This window comes from Leifsonia sp. Root227 (assembly GCF_001428745.1).
Taxonomy (GTDB): Bacteria; Actinomycetota; Actinomycetes; order Actinomycetales; family Microbacteriaceae; genus Leifsonia.
Genome location: NZ_LMIO01000001.1, coordinates 666,376 through 687,264, shown reverse-complemented (window position 1 = coordinate 687,264; position 20,889 = coordinate 666,376). Strand labels below are relative to the sequence as shown.

Genomic DNA, 20,889 nt, shown 5'->3' with positions numbered 1-20,889 from the left:
ACTCAGACGACCCGCTCGATCGCCGGGACCTCATACGTGCCGTCGACCAGCTCCTGCTTCGGAGCGTACAGGCGCAGGATGGGGCGGAACTCGCCCTGCGGCGCCGGCAGCCAGTTGGCAGCCGCCTTCTCGTCGGCCGGTCTGGTCGCGCTCATGGTGATGGTCAAGCCTCCGTCGTCGTCGTACACGATCCCTCGCGTCCTGTCCCCGATCGAATACCGCGCCGCCTGGTTCTCGACGAGGTAGAAGTTCGGGAGGTCGTACATGGTGATGGACCAGAATGCGCCGACGGGCGGCGTCGGATGCAGGCGCAGGGCGTACGTGTGCTCTCCGGTGAGCGCATCCCCCGCCGCATCCAGGTAGGTGAAGAAATACGCGGCCTCGTAGCCGTGGTTGCCCCACAGCCCGGCGAGCGCGGCGGCGGCCCTGGTGGCGTACCTGGTCTTCGGGTCAGCGTGCTTCCAGGCAGGGTCGTCGAGCGTCCCGACCTCGAAGAAGTCCAGGTTGTAGTCGAACATGTGCAGGTTGACCAGCCAGTTGTTGACGTACGGGCCGTCGCCGGAGCGCACGGCCATCTGGAGTGCCTGCTTTCCTGCCGCGTAGCCGACCTCGAGAGCTTCGCGCACCTCGGCCGGCGCCTCCGCGACGGTGTACGCACTGGTCAGACCGAGCTCGCCGTACGAGTCGAGGGCCGCCCTGTCGCGTTCCGCGGGAGGGAAGGCGAGCGCCCAGACCCTGAGCCGCTCGAAGAAGTCGAGCGCCTCGCTCAGCCCTCCGGCGACGACGGGGACGCCCTGCGGCGGGGTCAGCGACTTCCGGATGGGCGTCAGCGTCAGCGAGTTCTGCAACTCCTCGACGGCGGGCAGATCCTCCTCGCCGTCGCACGCCCAGCGTCCGACGATCACGGCGATCCGCGTTGGGAACCGGATGACGGTCACGCCCTCCGCCTCAGGGCCGCCCTCCCACTCCGGGGGCACGAGCAGGAAGTCGCCGCGGCGATTGCCCGTCGCCCTGGTGCCGACGTACGCGAAGTTGTTGGTCCACGCATCCACGAACTGCAGCACGTAGTAGCGGTCGCCCGCTTCCGGGACGCTCAGCAGGACGGGCCCGACGCTCAGGTCCACGGGGGCGATGGAATAGACGGTGTCGTTGTTGATGGAGACGAAGGTGTCGCGCGGGCTCGCCAGCGCGCGTGCGTGAGAGAACGAGTTGAACGAGGCGGAAGGCAGAGTGCCGATCCCGCTCGTGGTGAGCCGCAGAATCTGCTCACCGTTGAAGACGAGCGGAAACCCGAAGACATACGCTTCAGAGGCCAGTTCGCTCAATTGCCCGGTCATCCAGCACCTCACTCCATCGGCGGATCTCGATCCGCTCTTCTACAGAGTGTAGAAGAGCGGCTGTGCTCTTCCCAACTGTACGCGGAACACCCTGACCGGCAGCAAAGAAAAAGACCCCTCACGCACCCGCCAGAGCCCGGTTACCCTTGCTGCGTTTCCGCCCTGGGGGAGTTGGCCTGGATGGCGCCACGTGAGGAGCCGGAAACCAGTGTAGCGGGTCAGACTGAGAGCTCGTGGCACCGAGCACCCCCGAAGACCCGGTAGGATACTTCGTGGCCGTTGCTCCTGCGGGAGCGACACCGCCTCAGGAGAATTCGCCTAGTGGCCTATGGCGCACGCTTGGAAAGCGTGTTGGGTGCAAGCCCTCGGGGGTTCGAATCCCCCATTCTCCGCCATTTTGCCTTGTGAATGATGGCTCCGAGATCCGCGTGATTACGCGGAAGCCGGGGCCTTTGCTCTGTCCTCAGCCAGCCGATTCGGTCCGCCGTGCCCACACTTTGCCCACACTTTTTTGCTGACCTCCCTCATTGAGGCGCATCGCGACCTCGTCGAGGTCGTCGTCAAAGAGGTCGGCGTAGGTGTCGAGGGTCATGGCGGCGGACTTGTGACCAAGCAGGCGCTGGATGGCTTTGACGTTCGCTCCGGAGCTGACGGCGAGGCTCGCGGCCGTGTGTCGGAGGTCGTGCGGCGTGAGGCGTTCGAGGTCGGCTACGGCGAGCGCGATTAGGAACCAGGACCGCTTGTTCTTGCTAGCGCTCGGGCGGCGGAGGAAGCCGCCATACCGGTCGGCGAAGACGAGATCGTCTAGCCCCTTGTCCGTGCACAACCGAGCTAGAGGCTCGGACAGGAAGTCGGGAAACGGCACCGAGCGACGCTCCCAGGACTTGGGCACGCCCTCGACGACGCTGCCGTCGACCTCGGTGGCGGTGTGGTTGATCTCCAGCCGACGCCGCTTCATCGAAAGGTCGCGGACGCGGAGGCCTGTCACCTCCGCCCAGCGCAGCCCACGGTACGCAAGTACCATCAAAAGAGTGGCCTGCATGTCGGTGTCCGCAGCCTCCGCGAAGCGGATCACTTCCTCGTGACTGAGGTATCGACGAGCCCTATTCGAGTGCTTTCGTGGTGAACCATCTGCGCCGCGGGCAACGTTCTTAGTGATTCGACCATCCTTCAGCGCCACGTCGAGGATGCCGGCGAGGATGCCGAGAGCTCGGAGGACGACGGTCGCCGAGCGCGGTCTCGATAGGTCAGCGGTCCACGCGGCTCGCGCATTCGACACAGCCGTGCCCTGGCCCATCTCTCGGATCCACTGCGCGACAGCGCTTGGTCGGATAGCCCCTACAGCGGCGGTTGACCATCGCGGTTCGACGTAAACGCGCCATGACGTCTCGATCGAGTGGAAGCTCGAGGGCTTCATCGCCTGACGTTTGTTCGCGAGCCAACCCGGAGCGAGCTCCCCCACTGTTATTCGTGCCGCTTGTGGATCTACGTACGACCCCACGGCCTTCGAGACTTCGACATTCGCCAGATACAGCTCAGCGTCGCGCTTGGTCTTGAAACCACGCTTGTCAGTCTGACGGTGCTCTGGCGTGCGATATCGAACGCGCCAACGACGGCCGGCGCTCGTTTCGTAGGGGGTAACGGTTCCCATGACGCCCTCCTCGCTTACACGTTCCGGAATAGTGGCCGAACTGGCGCGCAGTGACGCTCCGCACCTTCGGCGTGATGTCCCGCGCACTAACCACGAACCGATGCGCCGCACACGCGCATTTGGAACGAACATGCGAGCTCGGCCGCCCGAATCGCATCGTGGCCGCAGGGTACGGCGCGCCAGGATCGAGGCATGCGCCCTTGGCAGCGTTGGTCGGCGTGCCGTCGTGAAGCCGCACCAGCTACATCCAATGTCGTGTGCTTGCGCTAGCGTGTGTGCAACGCAGGGGGGTGCATTGACAAGTTTTCTCGACCTACTCAAGGTCAGTTGGGATGCGCCGTACGGCTTCGCCGCATCTGTCTTGGTCCTCGCTGGCGCGATCGGGCTTATCCTCAAGACGACTCCCCTGCTGACTCTCTCTGGCGCGGCAGGCTGGGGCGGAGTTGGAATTGTTCAGCCTGCGCTGCAAAATGCACACCGCTGGCTCGTTGAACGGTCCGACGTCGTAGTCGTGGCCGCAATTGCTTTCATGGGTCTCGGACTGATAACCGCATACTTCGGCGGCCGCGGAGCGTCATCTGCAATGCTCGGCGTCGCCGCGACCATTGAAGTTGGTAGTTGGATTGCCTGGCTGCTTGTCGGAGCCGTCTCGTTGGCCTGGATCGCAGTGCGCGTCTACGACCTGGTCAGCGCGGACTCCGAGAGCTGGCGCCTTCTGTCCGGAGTAAACCGGATCGTGTCAAGTCTCTTGGCCGCTGGCGTTTACGCAGTCACGCTTCCATTCTCCTGGGCGTTCATTCGGGGCTGAATCCGACAATGCTCATCATCATGATTGACGCCAATGTTCTGGTGTCTGACCCGCTTCTCCGCGACTCGACCTGGGAGTCAATCAAAGAAGCTCAACAAGCGGGCCGAATCCGAGTTCTGACACCCCGGCTGGCTGTTGACGAAGCCGTGGCTACATATCAACGGAAGCGGCAGGCAACCGCCCTCGAAATCAAGAAGGTATCTCGATATACCTCCAAGAACGTCAAGGCGAGCTTGGAGACTGCGATGGAGGAGGCTCGCGACGAGGGAGCTCGATATCCGAAGCATTTGAAGGCCGCCCTCAAAGCCCGAGGCGTGGAGGTCGTACCGACACCGAAGGTCAATCACGACATCGTGGCAGGGAGAGCGATTGCCCGCAGACGCCCATTCGACGACAACGGAGACGGCTACCGAGACACGCTTCATTGGTATGCGTTCTTGGGGATCGTCGACGAGCTCTATGAGGGGCACGACATCTTCTTTGTGTCCGCCGACCGTCGGGCGTTTGGCGGTCCAAACGAACAAGACGGAGAAGCAGGATTCCACCCAGACCTTAAAGGCGATCTAGAAAAGTACGACGCCGGTTATCCGTGGATCCGCTGGTTCACAAGCCTTCGGGACGTGCCGGTGCCTGGGCAGTTCATGGAGGCTGTGGACGGACGAGCGCTTTGGGTGGGGAAAGCCGAGATAGCCGCACACATCCTCGACTACCTTCGAACGAATGACCTCGACGTCGACCCACGACGTCTCGGGCTTGCTGACTCTATTGCCGACGTTCTGGTCCTCGACCTTGAGGACGCGACGACCCAGGACCTCACGGTCCAGCAGTACTACGACAATGCGGGTTTGCGAATCACGTTTGTGATCCGAGTGGAAGCTGAGCTGGCAGCAAGGACGGTGGTTGACGCGACGGGCGGATCGTTCATTGATGAAGGCCGCTTGGAGATGCCGTTGTTTGTGTCCGGAGTTCTTGAAACCCCAGGCTACGAGGCTCCTTTGGGCGTTCCCAATATCGTCGACATCCGAGCCGAGCCGCTCGAATGAATAGATACGAGACTGGATCTTTGTGCAATCAGCTCAATCGATGATGATTGAAAACCCGCCCTCGATTTCATGAATCCTCGTTCGGGCGCCTCACCGAGGTCACCAATCTGACGCCGCTTAGCCACTACCAGAGCCAAACTCGAACGAACGGCACGACGACTAGGCTCCAGTAGATCGCGTAGGTCGCACAGGATGCTTTTGGTTGATTATCCGCGGACTTCGGTTGCGCAGAGCGGATTGGGATCGCGCCCGATTGGTTTCAATGTGCGGAATAAATGCGGAGTAGGAGGGAAAGCTCCGCCGTGAGGGCGGAGCGGGGCGGTGGCATACACCGCAGGCCCTGAAGCTCCCGGGCTCCTTGTCGAGTAGCGTGGGCGACCGCGGGCCGCCCTGATGGCGCACTCCCCCAGGGCGGCCGCCTCCGCCGTCCGACGGGCGCGAAGACCGTGAGGCCCAGCCGGTCGGCGGTCAGCGACCGATGAGGGACTGCCGGTTGATCGCGTAGAAATCCACCGCTTTGCCCTTCCAATGCGCCGACGCAGCGCCTGCGCCGGGGTCATGCCCGTGCAGCGCCGGTTCAGGTCGCTGACGCCGACCTGTTGGAACGACCGGACGGCGACGACGATCAACTGGAGAACGTGCGCGTCGATCGTGCAGGCGGGTGTCGCCGTCCCGTCGGCCATGTCGATGACCTGCTGCTGGTAGCGGAGCTCAAGGAAGTTCAGCTTCTTCACCTGGATCGCACCAACCAGGACCGCGGCGGCGGCGCGCGCGTCCGCTGGCACCCGACAGGTGCCCGCACTCGCGCCGGTCAGAGCCGCCAAGACGTGCTCGGCCGATGCCCAGAACGGGGCGTAGTGGTTCGGGTCGGCGTTGATCTGGACCGCGTGGGCGACCAGGGTGGGCGCGAGCGTCTGCCAGTCCGCGATGTGCAGCATGCGGGTGTAGAAGGCGGCGGCCGCGGTCGCCGGGTCCATCCGCTGCGCCGGAGTGCCGTAGCCGGCGCCCTGCTGGGAAGACGCCGATGGTGGTGTTGTCAACGGCGTCACCGTGATCGAGGTTCCGTAGCCCGGACTCGCCGATGGCGACCATCAACGCGAGAGTCTGGCCATTCAGGGGCACGCTCGTCTGCTGGCCGACGGTGATAATTGTCGCCGCGATCTTCAACTGGTCTGGTCCATACCCGTCCACGTTCTGGCCGGCCTCGACCGACGGGGCGGATCCGCCGCACACTCCCCCACCACCACCACCACCACCACCGAAGCCGCTCGTGCCCATTACGAGGACGAGCGACACCGGAACGGCGACGAGCACGACAGGAACGATCAGGTTTTGATGACCGCCGCGACGATCAGTAGGTTCCGGGTCGTCTTCGGATGCGACACAGCATGAGCTGCAGCCATGCCGGCGCCGATCACGCCGCCACCTCGTGCTCCAGGACGGTACGGTCGATCATCAGCAATCGCTTCGCGGTCGCGACCCGCGCCCGTGCCGAGCCGGGATGGATGTGAAGTCTCGCTGCGATAGTGTCGGCGTCGCCGTTGATCATCTCGACGACCTCCCGAAATCCGCCGATCTCTGGCACGCACGACAGGATCACCGACCACGCGGTCTTGTGCTCGTCGGCTGTGACGATTATTTAGATTTCGCCTCGCCGCTTTCAGTCGTTAATGGTCGCAACTTTCCGGCCGAACGGAGTCTGACCTGTTCCAGTTTCACGCCTTCAATATTGAGATCAGCGCCAGGCTTTAGCCTGAAGCTCGTTCCATTCACGGTGATCTCAACCCCTTTGCCTCTCGGGATACGTGTCCGAAAGCCATTTCGCGACGTGACTGCCCGACGGACAGCCTTCGACAAGCCACTGCCCGTTTCGTGGTGGGCGAGCTTGACGCGGAGCTGGCGAATCTCTTCACGTTCTTTGCGCAATTCATTCGACAACTTGGCTATACGCGCGTTGGCCAGAGCAAGTTCCACGGCACTGCCCGCTAGCCGCCCGTCCATCTCGCCATCATTGAGCGAAGACTCGACGCCTGTCTCCTCTGCGCTCTCCACTAAGACGGAAACCCCCAGGGCGGCCTCTAGCTGGGCGCGCAACTCCGCGACGGCCTGGTTTGCTTCATCCCAAGTAACTGTCATGCTCCACCTGGTCCAAGCTTAGTCACCACGCTTAGCGCGAGCTGCTGATCCTTCACGGTGACGAACGGATCCAATGTCAGATCTTTCAAGAGCACTGCGCCCGTGAAACGCTCGGTTGAATTCTTGCTTCTTACCAACTGCAGCCCCCATTTGAAGCGTTCAAGAAACTGCGCGCGGTTGTCGAGCGGAATCCGGGCATCTAGTTCGGCCTTGACATTAGCTTTGCTCGCTTCGATCTGCTCATGACTCAAGGATCTCGCGTCGGAGCGCCCGATCAAGCATGAAGTGATGGTCCACGCCAACGTGATCAAGGCAATCACGCCGGCCACGACCGCGGCCGCGAACGTGCCGTCCCAGTGGACGCCCCAAAGGGTCCATTCAACGTCAGCACTTCGCACGCCTGAAAAGCTAGCAGTCTCCAGCCGGTGCACGGGATATTTGTCGAACCTCCTATCCGATTACTGGCGCGCATCCAATGGCTCACGACATATGAGAGGCCGCTTCGGGCTCGATTCCCCGCCCGTAAAGCACGCGGAGAACAATGAAGGCGAGCTGAAATACCCCAATACCGCCGCTGCGCGCATACCCGATGCTTCGCGCGATGCTTCTCGCCAGATCCCGTGCCCACACTTTGCCCACAAAATTCTGAGATCCACCTAATTTAGTGAGATATCAGGAGATGCCACTTCCGCGGAATTCCGCGGGAGTCGTCCTCTATTCAAGGCGTTAGGGCACCTCGATGGGGATTCGAATCCCCCATTCTCCGCCAATGTGATGAGTCGCGACATAGGTCTCACCTGAGTCGTGGCATACGTCTCGGGGCCGCGAGGCCGGTCTTCCCCTCCGGCGTCCGCGAACCGAACACCACGTTGTCATCGGGAAGCGACATCGGCACCTGGATGCGGCAGCCACGCGTGATCCGTCCGTCGCCCGCGAAGGCTAGAGTGAGTGCCCTGACGATCGGACCTGCGACGAGGCGAAGGGGGCGCAGATGGCGGACGAGACAACTTGGCCGATGCTCGCGGTGGACACCTGGACCCCCACCCGCGAGACGCTCCACATGTGGACGCAGATCGTCGGGAAGATCAAGATGGCGCTGGCCGCACCGATCAACCACTGGTGGCACGTGACACTGCTCGTCGATGCCCGCGGGCTCACCACGGGCGGAATCCCCGTCGGCGCACGCACGCTGGAGATCGCGTTCGATTTCGTCGACTACGCGCTCGTCGCGCGAACGAGCGATGGTGGGTCGGTCTCGTTTCCGCTCCCCGGTCACTCTGTCGCGGAGTTCTACGCCCGCGTCTTCGAAGCGCTTCGCGAGCTGGGGATCGACGTGGTGATCCACCCGACCCCGAACGAGGTCGAGGTCGCCATCCCGTTCGCCGAGGACACCATCCACGACACCTACTTGCCAGAGCACGCCGGCGCATTCTGGCGGCAGCTGATCCAGGCAGATCGGGTCCTCGCGCGGTTCCGCTCCGGTTTCGTCGGCAAGGCCAGCCCCGTGCACTTCTTCCGGGGCTCCATGGACCTCGCGGTCACCAGGTTCTCCGGGCGCACCGCCCCGACGCACCCAGGCGGCGCACCGAACTGCCCGCCGAGTGTGATGCGCGAGGCGTACTCGCACGAGCTCAGCAGTGCCGGATTCTGGCCGGGCGGCGGAGGCGAAGGCGCGTTCTACTCGTACGCCTATCCCGCACCGGACGGTTACGCGGAGGCGGACCTGCCCGAGGGAGCATCGTTCAGCGCGGAGTACGGCGAATTCCTCCTGCCTTACGAGGCGGTCAGGACGTCGTCCGACCCCGACGGGACGGTGCTGGCGTTCTTCGACGCCACGTACGACGCGGCCGCGCGCCTCGGCGAGTGGCCCGCCGGCCTGACGACCGGATCGAGCAGAGAGCGGAGCGGACGATGACGGAGCGGAGCGGACGATGACGGAGCGGAGCGGACGATGACCGACGGGATCGACACGAACATCCCGCCGAGCGGCCCGGCAGGCCTACCGTGCCTCCCGCGGAGGTGACGAACGTCGTGCGCCCCTACCTCGACAAAGCGCTGCCCGACGTCTGGCATGCCGCGCGAGAGCTGTCCGCCGTCGTCGCAGAAGCTGCGCTCCGCAGCGGTCTGAGCCCGCAGGAGGCGGAGCTCATCAAAGTGCGAGCATCCCAGTTGAACGCGTGCGCTTTCTGCCTCGATCTGCACTCCCGCGAGGCACGCAAAGCGGGGGTCCCCCAGCAGAAGCTCGACATGCTGCCCGCGTGGCGCGACGCCGAGCTGTACAGCGAAAGGGATGAGGCCGTGCTCGCGATCGCCGAGGCGGCGACGCTCCTGCCGCTGACGGAGGACTCCCGCGCCGACCTCGTCGGAGCGCACACCGTGCTCGGCGAATCCGCGTACGTCGCCGCCGAGTGGATCGCCGTGACGATCAACGCGTTCAACCGCATCTCGATCCTCAGCGAACACCGGGTACAGGCCCGCGACGCGGAGGGCCGTCCCCTGCGCTGACGCGGGTCGCAGTCCGCTGACGAGATGCCGGTAACTGCAGCGGCTCCCCTTGGATTCCGAGCAGTTACCGGCATCTCGTCGTTCCGCGCAGCGCCGCCTGTGGAGGCGGCTGTGGATGCGCAGCCGGAGGGCTAGGCCGGTGTGCGGGCCGTCCCGTGCAGCACCGAAACCGCGAAGCTCGCCGCGCGCTCGCGCAGGCTCGCCATGCGTTCGAGCCTGGCCGCGTCCACGTCGAAGCCCACGTAGGCGAGCGGCGGGCGCTTGCGGACATTTGCAGAGCATCCGAAGTCGGTGCAGACCAGCGTGCCGACGGTGTCGCCGTTCTTTCCGGCCTGCCCGGCGCGCTTGGCGCTGTAGAAGGCGACGTCGTTGGTCAGGTTGACGTCCTGGCACCAAGAGCACTGCGGGCGGCTGAGCGCTGACGCCTCAGCCTGGCGCAGGAGCAGCCCGACGGGCGCGTCGTCGAGGATCACGACGGCGTACGCGCGCTTCGGCTGCTTGCGGTCGCGCCAGCCGAGGTAGTCGAGCGCATCCCAGTCGATGGTCTGGAAGTCGGCGGGCAGGGTCAGGTCGCTCACCTCCTTGCGGGAGGCGTTGACGAACGAGGAGCGGAGCTGTTGCTCGGTTAGAGGGAGCATGAGGGTGTGTCACCAATCGGAGTGCGGCCGCGACGGCCGGAGAGAGCGCACGGGCGGAAGCGCCGTGTCGTGCGTCGAAATCTGCGCGGGACGACAGGCACCACAGCTGGATGCACGGGGTCGATCACCGCATCCCTCGCGCGAAAACGAGGGTGGAAGGCAGGGGAAGACGACGCTATCTCGCGCCGGCGTTCAGAACGCCGACGACCTCCTGACGCCCGGAGGGCAGCACGGGGATGAGCGGGGAAGACACCTTGGGAGTGTAACAAACGCCCGCGGCGGCCTCCACCGCCGGCTCCCCCGCCCGCTCAACAGAACGGCGCTGCTACTTCAGGCGGCGCTCCTCCTCTTCTTCGAGGCGCTCCTTCTCGTCGTCCTTGCGCTCCTGCTCCTTCTGGATGGCTTCTTCGCGCGGCGTCTTGTTCGTCACGGTCGTGTCCTTTCCGTTACGGCGGCCGGGCAGTCGCCCTGACACCGACACTACGATGGACTCCGGCCCGTCGGAAGGTGGCTCCGTGAGCAAGAAGGTCTTCGCCCAGCTCTGCACGACCGTGCTGCTCGGCGCCATCACGCTGCTCATCGGGCGCAACATGCACGACCTGGGCATGGCGGTCGTCTTCGGGGTGTGTGTCCTGATCACCGTTCTGAGCGCGTTCCGGGTGCGCAACATCCGGATGCGCGAGCAGGCCGCCGCTCGAAAACCGGACGCCCGTGTCCCCCAAAATGCCGCTACCGAAAGGTCTGCGCGATAGGCGATCCTCGAAGGATGGAGGGTCGGCGGGAGCTGAGACAGGAGACGGGCGTGGTGCAGCAGACAGTGGTTCTGCGCCCGCACGCCCACCTTTTCGCGCGCGGAATCATCGCCATCCTCGCCCTCACCACTCCGGTCTTCGCCGTCCTCTACTGGCTGACCATCCCGGACGGCGTCTGGCCTCTCGTGCTCGGCGTCCACATCGTGGTGATCGCGGGCACGACGCTCGCCGTCCTCGCGTTCTTCAGCACGACCATCCAGCTCAGCCGCGACGTCGTGCGCGAACGCGGCTTCTTCGGCAGGACAGTGGATGTGCTTCCCGGCTCGGTCGGCCAGGTCATCCTGGTCAACCTGTACGAGGGCAGCACCCTCGACACCCAGCCGCAGCTCTTCATCACCGGCACGGACGGCCGGCTGCTGATCCGCATGCGCGGGCAGTTCTGGGCGCTCGAAGACATGGAGCGGGTGGCGGAAGAACTCGACGTGCCCGTCACCAGACGCGCGGACTCGATGACGCTCTCTGAGCTGCGGCGCGCATCCCCGGGGTTGCTGTACTGGTTCGAGCGTTTGCCGCGGTTCGGTCGCTGACCTGCGGCGCCGGCTACAGAACGGCGCGGACTACAGCACGGCGTCGGCTACAGAACGGCGTCGGTCGCGATCGCGTACACCGGGCCGTCCGGCGTGCTCGACGGCAGCTCGCGGAAGCCGAGCTTCTCGTAGAACGCGCGCGCACCGTGGTTCGTCGGCGACATCCGCAGGTACACGCCTGGCACTCCGCGCTCCCGGAGGGCGGCGAGGAGCGTCCGGATCAGTGCGCGGCCGAAGCCCTGCCCCTGCAGTTCGGGGAGCAGGTCGATGTGCAGGTGCGCCGGGTACGCAGCGAGCTCGGGGACGAGCATCCCCTGCAGGTCGAGACCGAACGTGATGGCTTCGCGCTCCTTGTCGTCGCGCGCCGTGTCGAGAGGGTACTTGGCGGCGAACGACGGCAGCCACTCGGCGGCGTACCAGTCGACGAACGCTGCGCTGTCCGCGACCGCGATCACATACCCCGCGACGTGCTCCCCGGTGTCGACCACGAACGCGAGGTCGGGCTGGTACGTCACGTACGGGCCCGCGAATACGTCCGGAATGAGATCGTCGTCCCTGTACGTCCCCGTCGCGTCACCCCCGCTCGCTCCCGTTCGGATGCACACCGTGTACACGTCGTCGCGGTCGCCGGGCTGGTAGGGACGGATCGAGCTCACCGTGAAAGTATGTCAGCGTGAGCCCCTCCGCCGCTGCCGTCCCCGACTCCGCCGCCCGCTCCGGCGCACGCTCCGGCGCCGATCGCGACGCTCAGCCGGTGAGTCACGGGCACCTCAACGAGAGCGCGTCGGCACCCGTGACCATCGAGCGGCTCTGGCCGGGTGAGGGCGCCGCCGTGTTCGTCCGCCACTACTGGACCCCGCGCTGGCGACTCGTCCCCGGAGCGTCGCTCCGTCAGCAGGTGCTCGAGTACCCGACGGCGAACCTGGTCTTCGAGCAGCACACGACGGCGCTCCACCTGGCGCGACGCGGCCTCAGCGTGAAAACCCTGCGCGGCGACGGTTGGGCGTTCGGGGCGATGCTCCGCCCCGGCGTGGCGCGCGGCCTCGCCGGAGTGAGCGTCCGCAGCCTGCCATCGGCCGTCCCGCTCGCAGACGGAGCGGGCGTCGCAGACGGCGTGGGCGTCGCAGACGCGGCCGGCGGCTACCAGCATCACGCACTGCTGCTTCCCGGCGTGGATGCGCTGAAGGGGCGCATCCACGATGCCATGCGGCGGGGCGACGACCGCGCTGCCGTCGAGGCGTTCGAGGAGTGGACGGCGACGCTGCCTGCTCCCGGTGCCGAGGCGCGGATGGTCGACGCCATCGTTGCTGCGGTGGAGACCGACAGAACCATCACGCGCGTCGAACAGCTCGCCGACCGGTTCGGTCTCGGCGTCCGGCATCTGCAGCGGCTCGTTGCGGGGCACATCGGCTTCGGGCCGAAATGGCTCATCCAGCGCTATCGGCTGCAGGAGGCGGCTGCCGCACTGCGCTCCCCCGCTCCGCCGCAGCTCGCCGAGCTCGCCGCCGAGCTCGGCTACGCCGACCAGGCCCACTTCGGCCGCGAGTTCAAAGCGGTGATCGGGTCGACGCCCGGCACGTACCTGGCCGAGACGACGCGCGGGCGAGACGGCGCGCGCCCACTGACGGAATCCGTCTGATGGCTGGACGCCATCCGTCACGCGCCGCCCCGGACGCCGCCCTCGCGCCCTGGCGCGACCGCTGGCAGCTCACCCCGGCCGGGGACGCGTTCGCCACCCCGTCGAGCGTGCTGCAACCGGTGGAGTGGCGCGGGCGCCCCGCGTTCCTCAAGCTGGCGACGGTCGCGGAGGAGGCCGCAGGGTCGCGCCTGCTGGCCTGGTGGGATGGCCGGGGAGCCGCGCCGGTCTACGCGGCGGACGGCGACGCGATCCTCATCGAGCGCGCCACAGGCGACCGCGATCTGGTGACCATCGCGGGATCGGGGCAGGACGGCGACGACGCGGCGACGCGCATCCTGTGCAGTACGGCCGACCGCCTGCACGCCGTCGACGACCGGCCCAGACCGGCCGGTCTCGTGGGGCTGGCCGTCTGGTTCCGGGAGCTGTTCGAGGAGGCGGCCGACCACCCGGATGCGCACGACGGCCTGTACGCGCACGCCGCAACCGTCGCCGGGGAGCTGATCGCACATCCCGTCGCCGACCTGGTGCTGCACGGCGACCTCCACCACGGCAACGTCCTCGACTTCGGAGCGGACGGCTGGCTGGCGATCGACCCGAAGCACGTCGCCGGCGACCCCGGATTCGACTACGCCAACATCCTGTGCAACCCGGATGCGCGGACCGCTCTCGCCGCAGGACGCTTCGAGCGGCAACTCGGGGTCATCTGCGCGTCAACCGGCGTCGCGCCAGCGCGGATGCTGCGCTGGGCGTTCGCGTGGGCAGCCCTCTCCTCCTGCTGGTCGGAGCGCGGAGGCGACGACGCCGGGCACACCGTGCAGGTGGCCAGGCTGGCGCGATCGCTGCTACCGGATGCGGTTGGCTGAGGCGGAACCGCCGCGCACGCGGGCCTTCGCTCCGCCGGCGCCGCTTCTAGCGCCGCTTCCTCGTGCCGAAGATCCCCTCCACCACGCCCGTGAGGATCGACGCCGTCGCCTTCGAGCCGAGCACCTGCTCCAGGATGTTCGGCTGCGGCTTCGAGGTCGTGCGCCTGCCGCGCGTCGTCGGCCCCGTCGACTTCAGCAGCCGCTCGTACTCCGCGTCGGCCGCCTTCTGCGCTTTCGCCTGCGCCGCGGCGGCCTTGTCCGCCGCCTTCTGCGCATCCACTGCCGCCTTGGCCTGCTCGATCACGCGCTCCTGCTCCGCTGCGGCTGCGGCTGCCGCATCCAGCTTGCGGGTGAGCATTTCGCGGGCGGAGTCGCGGTCGATGGCCGTCCCGTATTTCGCGAGCAGTGGGGATGCGGCGATGGTCGCGTCGATCTGCGCCTCCGGCGCGGGTGACATGGAGCCCTGCGGTGCGCGCAGCCGTGTCCACGCGACCGGCGTCGGCGCGCCTTTCTCGCCCATGACCGTGACGACGGCCTCGCCGGTGCCGAGCTGCTGCAGCACCTCGGCCAGGTCGTAGCCGGACTTCGGATAGGTGGACACCGTCGCTTTGAGCGCTTTCGCGTCGTCAGGGGTGAACGCGCGGAGCTGGTGCTGCACGCGCGAGCCGAGCTGCGCGAGCACCTCGGATGGCACATCCTTCGGCGTCTGGGTGACGAAGAAGATGCCGACGCCCTTCGACCTGATCAGCCGCACGGTCTGGGTGATGGAGGCGAGGAAGTCCTTGGATGCGTCCTTGAACAGCAAGTGGGCCTCGTCGAAGAAGAACACCAGCTTGGGCTTGTCGAGGTCGCCGACCTCCGGCAGGTCGTTGAACAGGTCGGCGAGCAGCCACATCAGGAAGGTGGAGAACAGGGCAGGCTTGTCCTGCACACCGGGAACTTCGAGCAGGCTGACGACGCCTGTGCCGTCCGGGGCGAGCCGGATGAACTCGGCCGTGTCGATCTCCGGCTCGCCGAAGAACGCGTCTGCTCCCTGGTCGGCGAAGGTGATGAGCTCACGCAGGATCACGCCGACCGTGGAGCTCGACAGGCCGCCGAGGTCGGCGAGCTCCGCTTTCCCGTCCGCGCTGTTCAGGTAGGTGAGGACCGCGCGCAGGTCGCTGAGGTCGAGCAGCGGGAGCCCTGCCTTGTCGGCGTAGTGGAACACGAGCCCGAGGCTGGACTCCTGCGTGTCGTTCAGCCCGAGCACTTTCGACAGCAGCAGCGGCCCGAATCCGGCGACGGTGGCCCTGATCGGGATGCCCTTCCCGATGCCGCCGAGGGAGAAGAACTCGGTGGTGGTGGCGTGCGGGGCCCAGTCCTGGCCGATGCCGCGTGTGCGCTCGAGGAGTTTGTCGTTCGACTCCCCGGCTGTCGCGATGCCCGACAAGTCTCCCTTGATGTCGGCAGCGAAAACGGGGACGCCGTTCGCGGCAAGCTGCTCGGCGAGCACCTGCAGCGTCTTGGTCTTGCCCGTGCCCGTCGCCCCTGCCACCAGGCCGTGCCGGTTCGTCATCGACAACGGGATGCGCACAGGAACGTCGGCGCGCGCCTCCCCGTTGACCAGGGCGCCCATTTCCAAGGCCGCCCCGGTGAAGGCGTAGCCGGCGCGGACGGCGTCCACCTCCTGCTCGGTGAGCTGGCCGCTCGCTGCAGGGGTCGGGGCGCCGGTCGGCGTGGCGGGCGCGGGCGGCGCGACCTCCGTCGCCGCGGTCGCGGCGGGCGCGGGCGGCGCGACCTCCGTCGCCGCTGCGCTGGCGGCGGTCGCCGCATCCGAGGCTGCGACGGCCGTCTGCGCCGCAACAGCCTGAGCCTGCACTGCCTCGGCTCGCGCCTGTGCCGCGTCGGCCTGCGCCTGTGCCTCCGCAGCAGCATCCTGTGCCCGTTTCAGCGCCTCGGCCGCTTCCGCCTGCAGTCTGGCCGCGTTCTCCGCGGCGGCTTTCGCGTCGGCCTGGGCTTGGGCAAGTGCATCCGCGTCACTCATGCGCTCACTCTAAAGGTGCGGTCTGCCCGCTCGCAGCAATCGAGTCCGAAGTTGTTCGCCCGACACGCCGCACGGAGAGGTGAACAACTTCGGACTCGATTGCCGCGGGAAACGTCTGGTTACTGCTCGCGGAGCCCCCAGGGCTGGCCGTAGCCTCCCTCGTCGACCGGGCGCGCCATCAGCTCGAGGAACGGGGCGGCGTCGAACGCTTCTGGGCCGAGCACTCCCGTGCCCTCCCACGCTCCGCTCGCGAGAAGTTCAAGCGCGATCACCGGGTTCATCGCGGTCTGCCAGACGACGCACTGCGACTCGTACTCGGCCATCGTCCACTCGTTGTCGCTCACGTGGTACAGGTACACCTCACGCGGGTTCCCATCCACACCGGTGCCCTTCACCCACACGCCCGCACACGTCTTGCCGGTCATACGCGGCCCGATCGTTGCAGGGTCAGGCAGGGCGGCGGCGACCACATCGCGCGGCGCAACCTCGACAGGACCGTTCTGGCTGCGCACCCTGATGGGCGTCGTCGAGTCCAATCCGAGCTGGTGCAGCGTGCGCAGGATGCCGATGAACTCCTCGCCCAGCCCGTACTTGAACGTCACCCGCTCGGCGTCGATCCAGCGCGGCATCAGCAGCACTTCCTCGTGCTCCACGTTGACGCACTCCACCGGGCCGATGCCCTCAGGGAAGTCGAACACCTCCGGCTCGCTGAACGGCGGCGTCGTGTACCAGCCAGCGTCCTTCTCGAAGATCACCGGCGGGTTCAGGCACTCCTCGATCGTGGTCCAGATGCTGAACGACGGCGCGAAGATCTCGTTGCCGTCGCTGTCGCGCACCACGAGGTTCGCCCCGTCGCGCGTTCCGAGTTCCTCGATGCGCGAGAACAGTGTGTCGGACGCGTAGCGGGCGAACACGTCGCTCAGCCCCGGCTCGACGCCCATGCCGACGAGCGCGAGCCTGCCCGCCGTCTCCCAGTCGCCGCGGAGCGCGAACTGGTCGTCGCCCAGCTTCACGCCTGTCTTCGCGTACGGGTCGGTGGGATGCGGTTCCGACAGGCTCATCGCCATGTCCAGATAGTCGGCGCCTGCTGCGAGGGCTCCGGCGAAGATGGTGGGGACGAACTTCGGCTCCACGGCGTTCATGACGTGGGTCGCGCCGTGCTCCCTGGCGACGGCGGCCACCGCATCCGGGTCGGACGCGTCGATCGCGGCGGCGACGAAGCGCGACGCGACGTCGTCACCGTGCTTCCCTCGAATCCAGCCTATGGTCTTCTCGGCCCTGCCGATGTCGTAGTCGCTGACGACGATGACGTCGTAGAAGGAACGGCGTGCGGTGATCTTCGCGATGGCGTCGCCGACCCCGCCGGCGCCCACGAGCAGAATTCTCATGGCGCAACGCTAGCGCGCATGGGACGCCCGCGGTCGATGAGTTCGGCTATAGCTCACCCTGGCGCGCGCCTGCCGCCCGCGAGTACGAACGGATGGGGTTGCTGCCGCTCCCTGACCAGCCGGAGCGCGAGCGGCGCCCACACGATCACCGCGACGGCCGCCCCGAGAAGCAGACCGCCGACCGTGTCGCTGAGCCAGTGCGCCCCCAGGTAGGTGCGGCTGACCGCCATCAGGATCGCCCAGACGGCGCCGAGGACCCACACCCAGACGCGCGGGAAGATGATCGCGAGCACCACGACCATCGTCGCGGCGTTGGCTGTATGCCCTGACGGGAATGAGCCGGTGTCCGACTGCACCAGGATCTCGGTCGGGCGGGCACGGCCGACCGTGTGCTTGAGCAGCTGAACGGCCGCAACCGACAGGATGCTCGCGACGGCGAAGAACGTCGCACCCCACGGCCTGCGGAACGCGAGCAGCAGAAGGAAGATCACGACGGGAATGACGATCGACCCGACGATGCCGCCGCCCGCGTAGTTGAAGAACAGCGCGGGCCCCAGCCAGATCGGCGAACGATGCTCGACGATCTCGCCCATCCACTCGAGGTCGAGCGCGAACGGCTCCTTCGGGCGGAAGGCGATGATGACGCCGAGGACCACGACGAGCCCCACGGCGACGGACGCGGAGATCACCGGCCACCTCCTGCTCACCTTCGCGGCCTGCTGGATGTCCTCGTGTGCCGATCCCATGTCGACCAACGTACTCATCCCCTGCTGGAGAACTATCGAGTCCTGAGTTGTTCACAGCCAGCATCGGCGTGGCGCATGAACAACTCCGGACTCGATGATCGGGGAGCGGGAGCGGAGGGGGGAGCGGAGGGGGGAGCTACTGGGCTAGGGCGGGGACGGTGCGGGGGCGCACGATGAACCAGAGCGCGGCGATGGAGACGAGGGCGCAGATGGCCATGACGAAGCCCATCGGGGTGGCGCTTCCGACGCCCAGGATGCCGACGATCGGGGAGACGATGCCCGCGATGCCGAAGTTCAGCGCGCCGAGGAGGGAGGCGGCGGTCCCCGCTTCGTGCCCGTGACCGTTCAACGCGAGCACCTGCACGCAGGGGAACCCGAACCCGCACGCCGCGATGAAGAACCACAGCGGGATGGCCGTTCCCCAGAGTCCGACGTGCGCCTGGTCGAGGATGACGATGAGCACGCTGGAGACGAACATCACGACCGTCGACACGGCGAGGATCCATTGCGGGCCGACGTACTTCGTGATCCGCGCCGCCGACTGCACGCCGATGATGATGCCGATGGAGTTGACCGCGAACAGCAGGCCGTATTCCTGCGCGTTGAACTTGTAGATCTCCTGGAACACGAACGAGCTCGACGAGAGATAGGAGAACAGGCCGGTGAAGTTGGCGGCGCCGACGATGGCGATGCCGACGAAGATCCGGTCGCTCAGCACGGCCTTGTACCGCTGCCGCATGGTGGAGTGGCCTGCGTCGTGACGACGGGCCTTCGGTAGGGTCTCGACGATCCAGAGCGAGACGCAGATGACGACGAACAGCCCGTAGCAGGCGAGCACGACGAAGATGCCGCGCCACGGCATGACCAGCAGCAGCCACGAGCCGATCACCGGCGCGAGCACGGGCGCGAGGCCGTTGACGAGCGCGAGGCGGCTAAGCATCCTGACCAGCGGCCGTCCGCCGAACAGGTCGCGCACCATCGCCATCGCGACGACACCGCCCGCCGCGGCGCCGATGCCCTGCATGGCGCGGGCGAGCCCGAGCAGCTCGACGTTCGGGGCTGCGGCGGCGCCGAGGCAGGCCAGGATGTGCACGATGGTCGACAGGATGAGCGGCAGGCGGCGCCCGATCTTGTCGCTCCACGGACCCACGAGCAGCTGGCCGACGCCGAACCCGATCGTCGTGGCCGTGAGCGTGAGCTGGATCGCCGCCGTCGAGACGTTGAAGTCGGCCTGCAGCGTCGGCAGCGCGGGGAGGTACGTGTCGATGGTGAACGGCCCGAGCGCGGTGAGCGCACCGAGGATCAGGATGTATGCGAGGCGCTGGCGACCGGAGAGCGAGTCTCCTGGATGCACGACGGTGGTCACGAAGGGGTCCTTGACTGGGAAGACGAACACCGCGGGGGAAGCCGCGGTGCGTGGGTGGGAGGGGTGCTGCCGGGATTCCGGCGGTGGTGCTACTCGCTCGTTCGAATCGATTCGACCGTCGTTGCTCGACAATCCTATCGGATACCGGGCGCGAATGTTACCGTGCACATCCCCGAGTTCGGGGGGAATCCGACAGGGGATGCGCTCAGTCGGCCGGAGCAGCGAGGAGCGGTGCGAACGCGAGCTCAGCCGCGCCGATCATCAGGATGTTCGCCCCGAGCTCCGCGCGCGCGATCCGCAGGTGCTCCCCCGACGCCGCCATCGCCTGCTCGGCGACGAGCGCCGCGAGCCGCTCCGGCGCGACGGCGAACAGCGAGCCGAGGAACCCGCCGAGCACCACCAGCTCCGGGTTGAATACGTTGGTCGCGTTGCGCAGTGCGATGGCGAGGAAGCCGAGCTGCCGCTCGATCTCGGCGCCCACCCTCGCATCCCCTGCTGCGACCGCCGCGGCGAGCGCGCGATCCAGTTCCTCGCTGTCGGCCGCCTCCAGCCCGATGGCCGCCAGGAGCGCCCGCTGGCTCACTTCGGTCTCCAGGCAGCCGATGGCGCCGCAGTGACAGCGCACGCCGTTGGAGTTGACGAGCGTGTGGCCGAGCTCCCCCGCGTAGCCGGAGACGCCCGTGAGCGATACGCCGCCGACGATGACGCCTGCTCCGATACCGGATGCGCCGCCGTTGAGGTAGACCAGGTCGCTCGCTCCCCGTCCTGCGCCGAAGAGCCGTTCGGCGTTCGCGCCGAGGTTGGCGTCGTTGGCCGCGCTGACGGTGAGCCCTGTCGCAGCGGCGAGCTCGGAGGCGAACGGTTCGTCGCGCCATTCCAGGTGCGGCGCGAGCCGCACGACGCCGTCGCCCTCGCGCACCAGCCCTGGCACGGCCACGCCGATGCCGACCACCCTGCTCGCCGCGGAGAGGTCTGGGCGCAGTCCGTCGATGACCGCGGCGGCGACCGCTGCCGCCTCCTCCGCTCCCGGGACGTGGTCCAGCGGGAACCGCACGCGCCGGTGCACGGCGCCGTCGAGGCCGACGACGCCGACGGTGACCGCGTCGATCTCGGGGTTCACCGCGAGCGCGACCACGCGGCCGTCCGCGACGACCACGGGTGACGGACGCCCGACCCTGTTGCTCGTCCCCGGCTCTCGCTCTGTGACGAGCCCCAGCTCGACCAGCTCTGCCACGAGCGCGCCGACCGTCGACCGGTTCAGCCCCGTGGCGTGCGTGAGCGATGAGCGGGCGGCCGGGCCGCCGCGGTGCACGAGCCCGAGCACCGTGGCGAGGTTGTTCCGGCGCACGGTGTCGAGGTTGGTGCCGGTCGTGTTCATGGTCCTGTGTACTGTACCGTTTCGCGCCA

General features: G+C 67.0%; 21 protein-coding genes, 1 tRNA gene and 1 other RNA gene. 9 read left to right on the top strand and 14 right to left on the bottom strand.

Going from position 1 to position 20,889, the window contains the following annotated elements; all coding sequences use genetic code 11:
• Positions 1-2 precede the first annotated feature (2 nt).
• Positions 3-1,337, bottom strand: a complete 1,335-nt coding sequence (locus tag ASE16_RS03220) for a DUF1254 domain-containing protein (RefSeq protein WP_055890491.1) — start codon at positions 1,335-1,337, stop codon at positions 3-5.
• 106 nt (positions 1,338-1,443) lie between these two features.
• Positions 1,444-1,540, bottom strand: an RNA gene (ffs, locus tag ASE16_RS19285) — signal recognition particle sRNA small type.
• Between the two features lie 104 nt (positions 1,541-1,644).
• Here ffs and ASE16_RS03215 point away from each other — a divergent pair.
• Positions 1,645-1,732 (top strand) — tRNA-Ser (locus ASE16_RS03215).
• Between the two features lie 68 nt (positions 1,733-1,800).
• Here ASE16_RS03215 and ASE16_RS03210 read toward each other — a convergent pair.
• Positions 1,801-2,988: a site-specific integrase gene (locus tag ASE16_RS03210; RefSeq protein ID WP_055890489.1), complete on the bottom strand. Its 1,188-nt coding sequence runs from the start codon at positions 2,986-2,988 to the stop codon at positions 1,801-1,803.
• Positions 2,989-3,283: 295 nt separating this feature from the next.
• Here ASE16_RS03210 and ASE16_RS19610 point away from each other — a divergent pair, with 295 nt between their 5' ends.
• Together ASE16_RS19610 and ASE16_RS03200 are read left to right on the top strand one after the other, a co-directional pair.
• Entirely contained in the window at positions 3,284-3,796 is a 513-nt protein-coding gene (locus ASE16_RS19610; RefSeq protein WP_157480042.1) for a hypothetical protein, read from the top strand.
• Between the two features lie 8 nt (positions 3,797-3,804).
• A complete protein-coding gene (locus ASE16_RS03200) occupies positions 3,805-4,839 on the top strand; it encodes a PIN domain-containing protein (protein WP_055890484.1) in 1,035 nt (344 codons plus the stop codon).
• 206 nt (positions 4,840-5,045) lie between these two features.
• Here ASE16_RS03200 and ASE16_RS03195 read toward each other — a convergent pair whose 3' ends face one another.
• From ASE16_RS03195 to ASE16_RS03185, 4 genes are all read right to left on the bottom strand, one after another.
• Positions 5,046-5,888 (bottom strand): hypothetical protein, encoded by an 843-nt coding sequence (locus ASE16_RS03195; protein ID WP_157480039.1) that lies wholly within the window; start codon positions 5,886-5,888, stop codon positions 5,046-5,048.
• 365 nt (positions 5,889-6,253) lie between these two features.
• Positions 6,254-6,424 carry a hypothetical protein gene (locus tag ASE16_RS03190; protein ID WP_157480037.1) on the bottom strand — a complete coding sequence of 57 codons (171 nt, stop codon included), beginning with the start codon at positions 6,422-6,424 and terminating at the stop codon, positions 6,254-6,256.
• A gap of 50 nt (positions 6,425-6,474) precedes the next feature.
• On the bottom strand, positions 6,475-6,975 hold the full coding sequence (locus ASE16_RS19605) for a hypothetical protein (protein ID WP_157480035.1): 501 nt from the start codon (positions 6,973-6,975) through the stop codon (positions 6,475-6,477).
• A complete protein-coding gene (locus ASE16_RS03185) occupies positions 6,972-7,406 on the bottom strand; it encodes a hypothetical protein (protein WP_055890476.1) in 435 nt (144 codons plus the stop codon). Before ASE16_RS03185 ends, ASE16_RS19605 begins: the two co-directional genes overlap by 4 nt.
• A 560-nt stretch (positions 7,407-7,966) precedes the next feature.
• Between ASE16_RS03185 and ASE16_RS03180 the strand changes: the two genes are divergently transcribed.
• A complete protein-coding gene (locus ASE16_RS03180; protein ID WP_055890473.1) occupies positions 7,967-8,890 on the top strand; it encodes a DUF5996 family protein in 924 nt (307 codons plus the stop codon).
• Positions 8,891-8,994: 104 nt separating this feature from the next.
• Complete coding sequence (locus ASE16_RS03175; protein ID WP_235500296.1) at positions 8,995-9,480, top strand: carboxymuconolactone decarboxylase family protein; 486 nt, start codon at positions 8,995-8,997, stop codon at positions 9,478-9,480.
• Positions 9,481-9,611: 131 nt separating this feature from the next.
• On the opposite strand, the gene ASE16_RS03170 is transcribed toward ASE16_RS03175, so the two are convergent.
• A complete protein-coding gene (locus ASE16_RS03170) occupies positions 9,612-10,118 on the bottom strand; it encodes an FBP domain-containing protein (protein ID WP_055890471.1) in 507 nt (168 codons plus the stop codon).
• Between the two features lie 515 nt (positions 10,119-10,633).
• Here ASE16_RS03170 and ASE16_RS03165 point away from each other — a divergent pair.
• Positions 10,634-10,870, top strand: a complete 237-nt coding sequence (locus ASE16_RS03165; RefSeq protein ID WP_157480031.1) for a hypothetical protein — start codon at positions 10,634-10,636, stop codon at positions 10,868-10,870.
• A 50-nt stretch (positions 10,871-10,920) separates the two neighbouring features.
• Positions 10,921-11,457, top strand: coding sequence for a hypothetical protein (locus ASE16_RS03160; RefSeq protein ID WP_235500294.1), 537 nt, complete (start codon positions 10,921-10,923; stop codon positions 11,455-11,457).
• A 47-nt stretch (positions 11,458-11,504) separates the two neighbouring features.
• On the opposite strand, the gene ASE16_RS03155 is transcribed toward ASE16_RS03160, so the two are convergent.
• Complete coding sequence (locus ASE16_RS03155) at positions 11,505-12,113, bottom strand: GNAT family N-acetyltransferase (RefSeq protein WP_055890466.1); 609 nt, start codon at positions 12,111-12,113, stop codon at positions 11,505-11,507.
• 17 nt (positions 12,114-12,130) lie between these two features.
• Here ASE16_RS03155 and ASE16_RS03150 point away from each other — a divergent pair, with 17 nt between their 5' ends.
• Positions 12,131-13,096 carry a helix-turn-helix domain-containing protein gene (locus tag ASE16_RS03150; protein WP_082581184.1) on the top strand — a complete coding sequence of 322 codons (966 nt, stop codon included), beginning with the start codon at positions 12,131-12,133 and terminating at the stop codon, positions 13,094-13,096.
• Positions 13,096-13,959 (top strand): aminoglycoside phosphotransferase family protein, encoded by an 864-nt coding sequence (locus ASE16_RS03145; RefSeq protein WP_055890463.1) that lies wholly within the window; start codon positions 13,096-13,098, stop codon positions 13,957-13,959. The genes ASE16_RS03150 and ASE16_RS03145 overlap by 1 nt, the downstream gene beginning before the upstream one ends.
• A 46-nt stretch (positions 13,960-14,005) precedes the next feature.
• On the opposite strand, the gene ASE16_RS03140 is transcribed toward ASE16_RS03145, so the two are convergent.
• The 5 genes from ASE16_RS03140 to ASE16_RS03120 all read right to left on the bottom strand — a co-directional run bounded on the left by ASE16_RS03140 (position 14,006) and on the right by ASE16_RS03120 (position 20,860).
• The gene (locus ASE16_RS03140) at positions 14,006-15,982 is read right to left on the bottom strand and encodes a helicase HerA-like domain-containing protein (RefSeq protein ID WP_055890461.1); all 1,977 of its coding nucleotides are present in this window, start codon (positions 15,980-15,982) and stop codon (positions 14,006-14,008) included.
• A gap of 119 nt (positions 15,983-16,101) precedes the next feature.
• Positions 16,102-17,370 (bottom strand): saccharopine dehydrogenase family protein, encoded by a 1,269-nt coding sequence (locus tag ASE16_RS03135; RefSeq protein ID WP_055890459.1) that lies wholly within the window; start codon positions 17,368-17,370, stop codon positions 16,102-16,104.
• A 53-nt stretch (positions 17,371-17,423) separates the two neighbouring features.
• Positions 17,424-18,116: a phosphatase PAP2 family protein gene (locus ASE16_RS03130; protein ID WP_055890457.1), complete on the bottom strand. Its 693-nt coding sequence runs from the start codon at positions 18,114-18,116 to the stop codon at positions 17,424-17,426.
• A gap of 136 nt (positions 18,117-18,252) precedes the next feature.
• Positions 18,253-19,482 carry a multidrug effflux MFS transporter gene (locus ASE16_RS03125; protein WP_055891522.1) on the bottom strand — a complete coding sequence of 410 codons (1,230 nt, stop codon included), beginning with the start codon at positions 19,480-19,482 and terminating at the stop codon, positions 18,253-18,255.
• Positions 19,483-19,687: 205 nt separating this feature from the next.
• On the bottom strand, positions 19,688-20,860 hold the full coding sequence (locus tag ASE16_RS03120) for an ROK family protein (protein ID WP_055890455.1): 1,173 nt from the start codon (positions 20,858-20,860) through the stop codon (positions 19,688-19,690).
• Positions 20,861-20,889 lie beyond the last annotated feature (29 nt).

Excerpts from the sequence above, each read along its gene's own strand:
- ASE16_RS03220 (WP_055890491.1), bottom strand. The coding sequence starts at position 1,337 with ATGACCGGGCAATTGAGCGAACTGGCCTCTGAAGCGTATGTCTTCGGG.
- ASE16_RS03145 (WP_055890463.1), top strand. The coding sequence starts at position 13,096 with ATGGCTGGACGCCATCCGTCACGCGCCGCCCCGGACGCCGCCCTCGCG.
- ASE16_RS03120 (WP_055890455.1), bottom strand. The coding sequence starts at position 20,860 with ATGAACACGACCGGCACCAACCTCGACACCGTGCGCCGGAACAACCTC.
- ASE16_RS03140 (WP_055890461.1), bottom strand. The coding sequence starts at position 15,982 with ATGAGTGACGCGGATGCACTTGCCCAAGCCCAGGCCGACGCGAAAGCC.
- ASE16_RS03180 (WP_055890473.1), top strand. The coding sequence starts at position 7,967 with ATGGCGGACGAGACAACTTGGCCGATGCTCGCGGTGGACACCTGGACC.
- ASE16_RS03200 (WP_055890484.1), top strand. The coding sequence starts at position 3,805 with ATGCTCATCATCATGATTGACGCCAATGTTCTGGTGTCTGACCCGCTT.
- ASE16_RS19605 (WP_157480035.1), bottom strand. The coding sequence starts at position 6,975 with ATGACAGTTACTTGGGATGAAGCAAACCAGGCCGTCGCGGAGTTGCGC.
- ASE16_RS03210 (WP_055890489.1), bottom strand. The coding sequence starts at position 2,988 with ATGGGAACCGTTACCCCCTACGAAACGAGCGCCGGCCGTCGTTGGCGC.
- ASE16_RS03170 (WP_055890471.1), bottom strand. The coding sequence starts at position 10,118 with ATGCTCCCTCTAACCGAGCAACAGCTCCGCTCCTCGTTCGTCAACGCC.
- ASE16_RS03130 (WP_055890457.1), bottom strand. The coding sequence starts at position 18,116 with ATGGGATCGGCACACGAGGACATCCAGCAGGCCGCGAAGGTGAGCAGG.
- ASE16_RS03135 (WP_055890459.1), bottom strand. The coding sequence starts at position 17,370 with ATGAGAATTCTGCTCGTGGGCGCCGGCGGGGTCGGCGACGCCATCGCG.